This window comes from Streptomyces sp. NPDC059994, from assembly GCF_042737755.1.
Lineage (GTDB): Bacteria > Actinomycetota > Actinomycetes > Streptomycetales > Streptomycetaceae > Streptomyces.
Window position 1 is genome coordinate 1 of sequence record NZ_JBHWUR010000170.1, and the last position, 10,886, is coordinate 10,886.

A 10,886-nucleotide genomic window follows, 5' to 3' on the forward strand; every position below is an offset into this window, starting at 1 on the left:
CCCCCCGTCTTTCCTTTAGCGCGTCGCCTTCCAGAGCGTGACCGTGCCCTCGAACGCCGGGATGTTGTTGTCCGTGGACGGCGTCACCTTGGTGATCTTCCACATGGCCAGATTGCCCTTGGTGGTGACCGAGCACATGGTGTCGCCCGCCTTGATCAGGTGGTCGTCGTTGAGCGCCTGGGCCGAGGCGGATTTGGGCAGCGGGTTCTGCAGCGCGCCCTCGCGGCACAGCTCCGGCGTGGTGCCGTTCGCCTTGCCGAGCGCCTGCTTGAAGTCCAGCCGGTCGTCACGCGCCTCGAACTCGGTGTTGTCGTAGGCGAGCTTTCCGGTCGGGTCCACCGCCGGGATGTCGAAGTCGATCTGCGTGGTGGAGAGCGACTCCGGCGTACGCAGGGTGATCGGCTTGTCCTGGAAGACCACCGTGTACGTGACGTTGGCGGGCGGCGCCGAACTGTCGTCGATCGCACCGTCCGAGGGCGTGGAGTCCGCCGCCGGGGACTGCTTCGGCGGGTTCTTGGCGGCGGGCGACTGCGTCGTGCCGCCCTTGGCCTGGTCGGCGCCGTCGTCCTTCTTGCCCTTGGTGATCCAGACCGCCGCGGCCGCTCCCGCACCGACCGCCACGACCAGGGCGGCCACCATGAGGACGGTACGGACCCGGCGCTTCGGCTTCTTCTTCGGCGCGCCCTGAGAAGGCGCGGGGGCCGGCGCCTGGGCGTGGGGGTGGGGGTGGGGGTGGACGGCGGGCTGCGGGGCCGTGCCGTAGCCCGCGCCGTACCCCGTGTCGTACGGGGCGCCGTACCCCGTGCCGTACCCGGGAACCGGGCCCGTCTGGGGACCCGTCTGCGGGGCGGGCGGTGCCTGGGCGGCCGGGGGCGTCGTCGGCGGGGCCTGGGGGACCTGCGGAGCGGTGTGCGGCGGGGGCGGGGGCATCGCCGGGGCCGCGGTGGGCGGCAGCGGGGGCTGGGCCGGGGCGGGCTTGGGCGGCGTCGCGGACGTCTGCTCGCTGCGGGCGATCTCCGCCGACACCGCCTCCGGCAGCCAGCCGGCGAAGTCCCGCAGGGCGCGCCCCGACGCCTGCTCGCAGAGCGGGGCGAGGTCGGCCGGGGTGATGCGCCGCGCCGGGTCGGCGGTCAGCGTGCACTCAAGGAGCGGGCGCAGCTCCGCCGGGTAGCCGCTCAGGTCCGGCGGGCGGTGCGCGGAGTTGGCGATCTGCGCGGCCACGGTGATGGCGCCGCCGTCGCCGTACGGGTGGCGGCCGGTGGCCGCTACCGCGGCGATCAGACCGAGCGAGAACACATCGGTGGCGGGCGTGAGCTGCTCGCCCAGCGCGTGCTCGGGCGACATGTACTGCGGCGTGCCGATCATGCCGCCGCTCGCGGTGAGCTGGGTGGCGTCGGCGGCGCGCGCGATGCCGAAGTCGATCACGTACGGGCCGCCGGAGCCGAGCAGTACGTTGCTGGGCTTCAGATCGCGGTGGATCACCCCGGCGGCGTGGACCGCGGTCAGCGCCCGGGCCGCGCAGCCGATGAGCTGGAAGACGGCGGGCAGCGGCAGCGGGCCGAACGAGGCCAGCGCGTCGTGCAGTGAGAGACCCGGCACGTACTGCGTGGCGAGCCAGGGCTGGGCGCCGCTGGTGTCGTGGTCCACCACGGGCACGATGTGGTAGCCCTGCACCCGGCGGGCGGCCTGCACCTCCTGCTCGAAGCGGCGCCGGAAGTCGGCGTCCTGGCCGTACTCCCGGCGGATCACCTTGAGCGCGACCGGCTGTCCGCCACGGGTGTGCGAGAGGTAGACCGTGCCCATGCCGCCCTCGCCGATACGGGCGAGGAGCTGGTAGCCGGCGGTCTCGCGCGGGTCCTCGGGCCCGAGTGGACTGAGTGTGTCGCCGGATCTGCTGATGGGTCCTCCCCCGGTCATGGCACCCGACGTGCCGTCAACTGCTGCGGGCGCAGAGCCTACGCGGGCAGCAGCCGCCGCTACTACTCATCTCCGGAACGCCTGGTCCCGCGCACCCGCCGGATGAACTCGGCCGCGTCGGCGTCGCGCACCGTCAGCGGCGCCGTCGGGGGCATCGCCGCGACCGTGGGGGCGTCCGGCAGCGCCATCCGCAGCCGAACCGCCGCCTCCTTCGCGGCGATCGCGGCCAGATGCGGCGCGGGCAGCCAGTCCGCGAAGTCGAGCGGGCCGCGGCCGGACAGCCGACGGCACAGCGCGGCCAACTCGGCGGCGGCGGGCCGTTCTTCGGGCCGGGCGGCCAGGCAGAGCCGGAGCACCTCGCGCAGCGGTTCGGGGTACGGCGTGAGGTCGGGCGGCTCGCGGTCGGTGCCCGCGATGCGCGTGGCGACCGCCAGGGCGTTGCCCCGCCCGTACGGATGCTGCCCGGTGGCGGCGAGACCGGCGAGCAGCCCGAGCGCGAAGACGTCCGCGGCCGGGGTGAGTTCACGTCCGAGGGCGTGCTCGGGCGACATGTACTTCGGGGTGCCCACCAGCTTTCCGGTGGTGGTGAGCCGGACCGCCCCGGCGGCCTTGGCTATGCCGAAGTCGAGCAGCCAGGGGCCGTCGGCGGCGAGCAGCAGATTGCCGGGCTTCACATCGCGGTGGATCACCCCGGCGTGGTGCACGGAGTCCAGCGCGCGGGCCGCGCAGGCGAGCAGGTGCAGCACGGCCCCGGGCGGCAGCGGTCCGTGCGCCTCCAGGGCGTCGTCCAGCGGGACACCCGGGATGTAGCGGGTGGCGAGCCAGGGGCGGGGGCCCCGCGCCGAGTGGTCCAGGACGGGGGCGACATGGGCCCCGTACACCCGCTGGGCGGCCTCGACCTCGCGCGCGAAGCGGCGGCCGAACTCCTCGTTCTCCGCGTACTCCCTGCGGATCAGTTTGAGTGCCACCGGCTGGCTGCCGCGGGTGCGGGAGAGGTAGACCGTGCCCATGCCGCCCTCGCCGATGCGGGCTTCCAGGACATAGCCGGAGATCTGGCGCGGGTCGTCCGCGCGCAGCGGCGGTAAACGCGTGTCGGACACCTCGATCCCCCTTCCCCCAGGGCCTCTTGCAGTGCTGCCGGGGCCCTCCTGCCGATGAGGAACGAGACTATCGCGGCCCACTGACAACGGGCCCCGCGGCCGTCGCCGTCCACAGGCGCCGGCAGGACAGCAGCGCGGCGCCGAGCAGCAGTCCGTTGCGCAGCACCATCAGCGAGGTGGCGACCGCGGTCCCGGCCATGACCTGGTCGTACAGGGTCGGGAAGGCGAGGGCGCTGAGGGCCGCGGCGGGCAGTGTCAGGAGTGCGACGGGCCGCTGGCTGGTCTGCCGGGAGGTCAGGCACACGGCGGCGAGGCCGAGCAGCCAGATCAGGTACTGCGGGCTGATCACCCGGCTGGTCACGGTGAACAGCAGGACCGCGCAGAGCGCCGCGTCCGCCGGCGTGGCCGCCGTCCACCGGCGCGCCCTGACCCGCCACAGCAGCAGCCAGCAGAACGCGGCCGCGGTCAGGGCGAGCGCGAGGGCGGCCACGCTCGACACGTACGGGCCGGCGAACTCCATCGCCCCGTACCGGTAGACGACCCGGCCGGGCCAGTGCGCGAGGAGGTGCGCGAGCTGGAGGGCGGTGCCGCCGAGGGACTCGATCTGCACGCCCCGGCTCCCCTGCTGGCGCAGGAAGTCGAGGGTGTGGCTGAAGCCGAGGGCGAGGACGGCGAGCAGGGCGGCGGCCGCGCCGAGCGCCGCCGTCCACGACGCGCGCGTGGTGCGACCGCGCTGGGTGCCGATCAGGACCAGGGCCGGCCAGACCTTGACGAGGGCGCCGAAGCCCGCGAGCGCCCCGCCGAGCCGCGGTCTGCGCCGTACGCAGAGCAGGGCGGCCACGGCCGGGGCGGTGACCAGGACGTCGTAACGGGCGAACGGGAGGTGGAGCAGCAGCGGCAGGCCGCCCACCCACAGCCAGCCTCCCGCCGCGCTGCCGGCCGCCCGGGCCCCGGCCCGTACCAGCGCGAAGGCGATCAGCGCGTCGGCGGCCAGGGTCAGCGCGACGAACGCCTGGAAGAAGGTCAGGAACGGCAGCAGCGAGGGGGCGAGGATCACCGCGCCCGCACCCGGCGGGTACTGCCAGGTGGGGTCGCCGTACGGGAAGTGACCGGCGGTCAGCTGCTCGTGCCACTGGCGGTACAGGACGTACACCTCGCCGGTCACTCCGCCGACGCCGATCGAGTCGTCGGCGAGGAGGAACAGCATCAACGCGCGCGTGGCGAGCCAGGTGGCGGCGACGGCGGCGTACCGGGTGCGGCGGCCGGAGGCGCCCGGGTCGGGGGCGGCGGACGGGGCGGGGATGCGTAGCTGCTGGGTCGTCATCGACCAGAAGTTTAGACTGGTTTGGGATATTTATTCGTACTAGTTGTAGGAGGTTGACCCTATTTCTTCTTGGTGTATTCCTCGTACGCCGCGACGACTTCCTCGGCGGGGCCGTCCATCCGCAGGACCCCCGACTCCAGCCAGATGGCCCGGTCGCAGGTCTGCCTGATGGTGCCGTTGCTGTGGCTGACCAGGAAGACCGTGCCCGCTTCGGCGCGCAGCTCCTCGATCCGCTCCTGGCTGCGGCGCTGGAAGCGGGCGTCGCCGGTGGAGAGCGCCTCGTCGATCAGCAGCACGTCGTGGGACTTGGCGGCGGCGATGGAGAACCGCAGCCGGGCGCCCATGCCGGAGGAGTACGTACGCATCGGGAGCGAGATGAAGTCGCCCTTCTCGTTGATCCCGGAGAACTCGACGATGTCGTCGTAGCGGTCCCGGACCTCCTCGCGGGACATGCCCATGGCGAGTCCGCCGAGGGTGACGTTGCGCTCGCCGGTGAGGTCGTTCATCAGTGCCGCGTTGACGCCGAGCAGGGAGGGCTGCCCCTGGGTGAAGATCCTGCCCTCGGCGGTCGGGAGCAGCCCCGCGACGGCCTTCAGGAGGGTCGACTTGCCCGAGCCGTTGGATCCGATCAGGCCGATCGCCTCACCCTTGCGGGCGACGAAGCTGACGCCCTTGACGGCGTGCACCTCGCGGATGCCCGGGGTGGCCCCGCGGGAGGCGATCCGGCTGAGCGCGGAGGTCGCGCTTCCCCTGCCCTTGGTGGAGCCGCCGTTGACCTTGTAGACGACGTGCACGTCCTCGGCGATCACGGTGGGAGCGCCGAGCGCGGTGGGAGTGCTGTCAGCCACGGCCGTACTTCTCCTCTGCCTTCCAGAAGTAGATGAACCCGGCGACGAGGGCGAGGACCGCCCAGCCGCCCGCGACGGCCCACACGTGCGGCGGGAGCTGCTTCGCCTTGAAGCTGTGGATCAGCGCGAAGCGCATCAGGTCGATGTAGACGGCGGCAGGGTTGTACTGGAGGACCTTCACCAGGCCGTGCGGCAGCGAGCTGCGGGTCATCAGCTGCGGCAGGCTCCACATGACGCCCGATACGTACATCCAGGTGCGCAGCACGAAGGGCATCAGCTGCGAGACGTCCGGGGTCTTGCTGGCGACCCGGGCCATCGCGAGCGACAGGCCGGTGTTGAACATGGCCTGCAGGATCAGCGCCGGGACGGCGATCAGCCAGGACACCGCCGGGTAGACGCCGACGGCGACCAGGATCATCGCGAGCGCGGCGATGGAGAAGAGCAGCTGCTGGAGCTGCTGGAGCGCGAGCGCGATGGGCAGCGACGCGCGCGGGAAGTGCAGGGCGCGCACCAGGCCCATGTTGCCGGTGATCGCGCGCGTGCCCGACATGATCGAGTTGGCGGTGAAGGTCCAGATGAAGACGCCGGTGACCAGGAACGGGATGTAGTCCGGGACGCCCTGCTTGGTGCCCATCAGGATGCCGAAGATGAAGTAGTAGACCGTCGCGTTGAGCAGCGGGGTCATCAGCTGCCAGATCTGGCCCAGCTTCGCCTCGCTGTACTGCGCGGTGAGCTTGGCGGTGGCGAACGCCGAGATGAAGTGGCGGCGCTCCCAGAGCTGGTGGACGTACTCCTTCAGGGTCGGACGGGCTCCGCTGACCGTCAGGCCGTACTTGGCGGCCAGTTCGGCGGCGCCCAGGCCCTGGTCGGGGTCGACGGGCCGGGTGTCCTGCGCGGGGACCGGCGGGGCCGGCGGTGCTGCGGTCTGGCTCACAACGATCGCTTTCGACGTGGCTTCGCGGACGGGTGCTCGCGGGGACGCGGTGTCTCAAGGCCGGGGAGTGGCCGGGCGGTGAACCCGGGGTTACGACGGGACGGGTCCGTATCGTCGTAACGGTGAGAGTAGGACGTGATGACGTCGCAACGCAACCGTCTCGTCGTATCGCTATGCTCAAGACATGACCAACTCGGACGCCCCGGCCCCAGCCGAACCCCAGCGCCGTACCCCGGCCGGTGCCGCCGTGCTGCGCTCCGACGTGACCGAGGCCATCCGCAAGGCCGTGTTCGAGGAGCTGGCGTCGGTCGGGTTCGCCCGGATGTCGATCGAGGGCATCGCGCGCCGCGCCGGAGTGGGCAAGACGGCCGTCTACCGCCGCTGGAAGTCCAAGCTGAGCCTGGTCCTCGACCTGGTGTCCGCCTTCGCCGCGCAGGGCCTGCCGGTGCCCCACACGGGCTCGCTGTACGGGGACATCCGCGCGCTGCTCGCGGTGGCGTCGCTCGCCCTGCGCCACCCGGTCGCCTCCCAGGTGATCCCGGACCTGCTCGTCGAGTCCGTCCGCCACCCGGAGATCGCCGACGCCATCAAGAAGGCGCTGCTCGACGGCCAGAAGGGCGTCGCGGCGGTCGTCGTGCGCGAGGCCGTGGAGCGCGGCGAACTCCCCGAGGGTGCCGACCCGGACCGGGCCCTCGACCTGATCGTCGGCCCGCTGTACTGGCGGCTCGTGGTGGTCCGGGGCGACCTGCCGAAGGGGTACCTGGACGATCTGGCCACGTCGGCTGTGGCGGCACTGAAGGCGACGGGCTGATACGGCGCCCGGCTGAGGCGGCGTCGGGCTGATACGGCGCCCGGCTGAGGCGGCGTCGGGCTGATAAGGCGACGGGCTGATACGGCGACGGGGCCGGGCGTTCACTACGTACTACGTACGTAAGGCGCGCGCCCCTGGACCCCCGCCCCTCACCCCTTCCCGTACTCGACCCTCGCCAGCACCTCGCCGCTGTGCGGGCCGAACGCGACCACCACGGCCTCCTCGGGGAGGCGTTCCTCGGGTGTGAGCAGCAGCCAGTGGACGCCGTAGCGGCGGGCGATGGCCGCGCGCGCGTGACGGGGCGTCGACGGGGACAGATACCGCTTCACCGCCGCCTTGCGGCGCAGCCGTTCGGGCTCCGCGAGCGCCGGGTCGGGCCAGACCGGAGCGACCAGGAAGGGCCCGTACCCGGGCAGTGAACGGACTACGTAGTAGTCGTCCGCGAGGACCGTCTCGCCGGGCGGGATGTGCTGGGCGGCCCAGCCGTACGTGTCCCAGTGCGGCGGGCGCTCGACGCCCCGCACCCCCAGACTCGGCGTCACCGCCCCGGCCTGGGCCGAGATGAACCCCAGGCACGCCCCGGCCGCCGCGAGCGGGGCCAGCGCGCGGCGGGCCGTGGACCAGGGGCGCGGCCCGGCCAGCTCGACGGCGAGCGCGACCTGTGCGGGGACCGGGGCGACCGCGAGCAGCCGGCCGTACGTGTAGTGGCCGCTGACCCAGCCGTACAGGACGACCAGCCAGAACAGCAGCGTCATCAGCGCCAGCGGATCGCGCCGGTCGCGGCGCAGGCGCAGCAGCAGGGCGGGCGCGCCGAGCAGGGCCGCCAGCCAGTAACGGCCGGTCAGATCTTCATACAGGGCCCTGTGCATGGAATCGATGCCGGTGTCGCCGACGAGTGTGAAGATGTCGCAGTACGGCCAGGTCACCGTCACCGCCAGCGCGCCCGCCCCCGCCAGCGCACAGCGGGCGGCCGTCGCGCGGCTCCACGCCCCCTTCCGTGCGAGGGCGAGCCCGGCCGTGCCGAGCACCGCGGCGATCGCGGTGATCGGGTGGACGAGGACGACCACGCCGGTCAGTACGCCGAGCGCGGCGTACTCCAGTGGGGCCGCACGCCGCCGAGGGGTGCTGGAAGAACGTTCCGTCATACGGCCCGTCAGGGCCCAGATGTGAAAGGTGAGTCCGATGGCGAACGTGCTCGGGTAGGACAGGTTGCCGGTCATCGACAGCAGGCCGAGGAACCCGCTCCACCACGTCACCGCGGTGCCCCACAGCACCGCCGAGAAGCCCAGCGCGAACACCGGCGCCCACGCGCGCGTGGAGAACAGCCGGGTGAAGCGGCCGAGTCCGGTGATGAGCACCAGCAGGTTGACCGGCCCGAAGAGCCGCACCACCACGCGGCCGGGCAGACCGGTGAGGTGCGCGAACACGCCCTGGACCACCGAGTACGGCGAGTAGTACGGGCTGCCCGCGCCCGGCAGGTCGGCCATCGGGTGGGCCGGGTTGAGCAGATCGGCCTTCAGCCGCTCCACCACGGCGGCGTGCGTGCCCAGGTCGCAGCACATCGGCACCCGCCAGGCCGCCGCCGATATCACCAGCCAGAACACCCCGCCGAGCACGAAGTACGGCGTGACGCGCCAGGTGGGACCCGGGGGCGGCGCGTCGGCGGGGCGGACGGCCGCGCGGCGGGGCGCCGGAAGCCGGGCGGGGCCGGTGGGAGGAAAGGTGCGCACAGGTCATCGGTTCCGTGGGGGGCCGCATCTGTCCCGGCATCCCGCGTCGATCACCCGATCAGCAGCCCGTCGTCAGCCGGTCGACGACCCGGGCCGCCGCCCGCCCGTCGTCCAGGTCGCAGAACGCGGTGCGGAAGGCGGCGTACGCGTCCGTGTGGGCCGCGGCGACCGTCTCCGGGTCCCGCAGCGCCTCCGCCACGGCACCGGTGTCCGCGAGCAGTGGGCCGGGGGCCAGCGCCTCGAAGTCGGCGTAGAAGCCGCGCGCGGTGTCGCGGTAATGGGCGAGGTCGTAGGGGTGGAAGAGCATCGGGCGGCCGGTGTGGGCGAAGCCGCAGATCAGCCCGGAGTAGTCGGTGACCAGGACGTCGGCGGCCAGCAGCAGCCCGGATGTCGTGGGATGCGCCGAGACGTCACGGCCGCCGGGCGCGGCTCCCGCTACGCGCGCGTGGCGCCGCACCAGGACGAGGTGGTCCTCCCCGAGCTTGCGCTCCAGCTCGACGAGGTCGAGCCCGGCCGGGTCGAAGCGGTGGGTGGCGGGGTGGCCGGGGCCGAGGGGGAGGTGGGCGCGGTAGGTGGGCGCGTAGAGCACCACGCGCGCGTCGGCGTCCGCGCCGAGGGCGGCACGCGCCCGGGCGCGGACGCGGTCCCGGCCGGGCGCGAGGAGCGGGTCGTTGGCCGGGTTGCCCGCCTCCAGGACCTCGCCGTCGTACGCGAGGGCCCGGCGCAGCACCGGCGTGGCCCACCGGCTGGGCGACACGAGCAGCGACCACTGGCGGGCCAGGCGCGGCAGCGCCTCGATAAGGCGGTGGTCGGCGTGCGGGGTGCCGGTCAGATCGGTGCCGATCCGGCCGAGCGGGGTGCCGTGCCAGGTCTGCACGACGGTCTGCCCCGGCCGTCGCTCGAACCACTCGGGCAGATGGTCGTCGGTGACGATGTGCCGGGCGGTCGCCAGCGCCTCGTACCAGCGGCGGCTGTACGGCTCGACGGGCGCGGCGCCGGGCGGGGCCGCGCGCAGCCGGTCGCCGGTGACCCACAGCGGGGTCAATCCGCTGTCCCGGCCGGCCAGTTCGGCCAGCACCGCGCGCGGGGAGTCGCCGCCCGTGAACAGGACGGTGTCGCCCAGCGGGCTGTGGCGGCGCCGGTCCGGGTAGTACGTCGTGCGCAGCCCGCGCTGCCGGTACGCCCCGCGCTCGGCCTCGGCGAGAGGGGACCCGGCGACGAGCTCCAGCCGGTCGCCGTGGCGGCGGGCCGCGGTGAACCCGCGTCCGGCGAGGGTGTGAGGGCGGGGGAGCGCGGCACCGGCCGACGTCAGCAGGCGTACCGGAAAGTCACCCAGAAGTGTGGACCAGCGGCCCTCCACCAGTGACGCCGTCGCCTCCGGAGGCACGGTCGCCCGGAAACGCACGCCGTCCCGGGCGACCGGTACGGCGACCTCCTCGCGCAGGACGGTGTGGCGCAGCACCAGGCGGGCGGCGGCGCCCCGGACGTCGTCCGGGCCCCACGTTCCCGCCACGGTCAGACTGCCGTCGGCGGCCCAGGCGACCGTGTCGACGAGCGGCCGCCGGGTGAGCTCGACCGCCAGGTTCCCGGCCGCGTCCGCGCGCAGGCACAGACGGCCGAGGGCGCGCCCGGGCGCCAGGTCCAGCGCGGCCGGAACCGCGCCCAGGGTGCCGTCGGGATAGCGGAAACGGGCCTCCCAGCGGTCCGCGTCCTGGGGTTCCACGCCCCGGGGCGCGATGTGGGGCGCGGGCGGTACGCCGGTGAGCCCGGCGAGGGGCACCCGCACGGCGAACCCGGCACGGTCCCGCCGCTCCCGCACGGGGAAGCTGAACTCCGTGCCGGAGGGCGGGTGGTGCAGGGAGAAGTGGGTGGGGTGGGGGGCGGGGCCGTGGAGACGGCCTAGGAGCTCGATGGTGGCTGGGGGTGGGGCTGGGGCTGGGGCCGTGGTGGTGCCGGTGCGCTCGTCCGTGCTCGTGCTCGTGCCCGTGCCCGCGCGCCCATCCGTGCCGGTGCTGGTGAATGTGCCCGCGCCCGCGCCCCCGCCCGCGCCCGTGGCCGCGCCCCCGCCCGCGCCCGTGGCCGCGCCCCCGCCCGTGGCCGTGCCCGTGCCCGTGGCCGCGCCCCCGCCCGTGGCCGTGCCCGAGCCCGTGGCCGTGCCCGCGCCCGTGCCCCCGCCCCCGCCCACGTCCCCACCAGCGCCCACGGCCCCACCGGCGCCCGCG

8 protein-coding genes are annotated in these 10,886 nt (G+C 73.9%); 1 reads left to right on the forward strand and 7 read right to left on the reverse strand.

The window, feature by feature from the left end; all coding sequences use genetic code 11:
• Window positions 1–15 precede the first annotated feature (15 nt).
• From ACFWA7_RS38490 to ACFWA7_RS38510, 5 genes are all read right to left on the reverse strand, one after another.
• A complete protein-coding gene (locus tag ACFWA7_RS38490) occupies window positions 16–1,917 on the reverse strand; it encodes a serine/threonine-protein kinase (protein WP_385827827.1) in 1,902 nt (633 codons plus the stop codon).
• Between the two features lie 62 nt (window positions 1,918–1,979).
• Window positions 1,980–3,017: a serine/threonine-protein kinase gene (locus tag ACFWA7_RS38495; protein WP_385827829.1), complete on the reverse strand. Its 1,038-nt coding sequence runs from the start codon at window positions 3,015–3,017 to the stop codon at window positions 1,980–1,982.
• Window positions 3,018–3,084: 67 nt separating this feature from the next.
• Complete coding sequence (locus ACFWA7_RS38500) at window positions 3,085–4,341, reverse strand: glycosyltransferase 87 family protein (RefSeq protein ID WP_385538800.1); 1,257 nt, start codon at window positions 4,339–4,341, stop codon at window positions 3,085–3,087.
• A gap of 59 nt (window positions 4,342–4,400) precedes the next feature.
• Window positions 4,401–5,189, reverse strand: a complete 789-nt coding sequence (locus ACFWA7_RS38505; RefSeq protein ID WP_385827831.1) for an ABC transporter ATP-binding protein — start codon at window positions 5,187–5,189, stop codon at window positions 4,401–4,403.
• Window positions 5,182–6,129, reverse strand: a complete 948-nt coding sequence (locus ACFWA7_RS38510) for an ABC transporter permease (RefSeq protein ID WP_385827836.1) — start codon at window positions 6,127–6,129, stop codon at window positions 5,182–5,184. The genes ACFWA7_RS38505 and ACFWA7_RS38510 overlap by 8 nt, the downstream gene beginning before the upstream one ends.
• Before the next feature lie 178 nt (window positions 6,130–6,307).
• Here ACFWA7_RS38510 and ACFWA7_RS38515 point away from each other — a divergent pair, with 178 nt between their 5' ends.
• The gene (locus tag ACFWA7_RS38515) at window positions 6,308–6,934 is read left to right on the forward strand and encodes a TetR/AcrR family transcriptional regulator (RefSeq protein WP_385538796.1); all 627 of its coding nucleotides are present in this window, start codon (window positions 6,308–6,310) and stop codon (window positions 6,932–6,934) included.
• 149 nt (window positions 6,935–7,083) lie between these two features.
• On the opposite strand, the gene ACFWA7_RS38520 is transcribed toward ACFWA7_RS38515, so the two are convergent.
• A complete protein-coding gene (locus tag ACFWA7_RS38520; protein ID WP_385827833.1) occupies window positions 7,084–8,664 on the reverse strand; it encodes a hypothetical protein in 1,581 nt (526 codons plus the stop codon).
• 58 nt (window positions 8,665–8,722) lie between these two features.
• Window positions 8,723–10,886, reverse strand: a 2,164-nt coding sequence (locus ACFWA7_RS38525; protein ID WP_385827834.1) for a CDP-glycerol glycerophosphotransferase family protein, incomplete at its 5' end; no start/stop codon positions are given.

What these genes read in the sequence shown, in the direction of transcription:
- ACFWA7_RS38490 (WP_385827827.1), bottom strand. Translation starts at nt 1,917, where the DNA reads ATGACCGGGGGAGGACCCATCAGCAGATCCGGCGACACACTCAGTCCA.
- ACFWA7_RS38500 (WP_385538800.1), bottom strand. Translation starts at nt 4,341, where the DNA reads ATGACGACCCAGCAGCTACGCATCCCCGCCCCGTCCGCCGCCCCCGAC.
- ACFWA7_RS38515 (WP_385538796.1), top strand. Translation starts at nt 6,308, where the DNA reads ATGACCAACTCGGACGCCCCGGCCCCAGCCGAACCCCAGCGCCGTACC.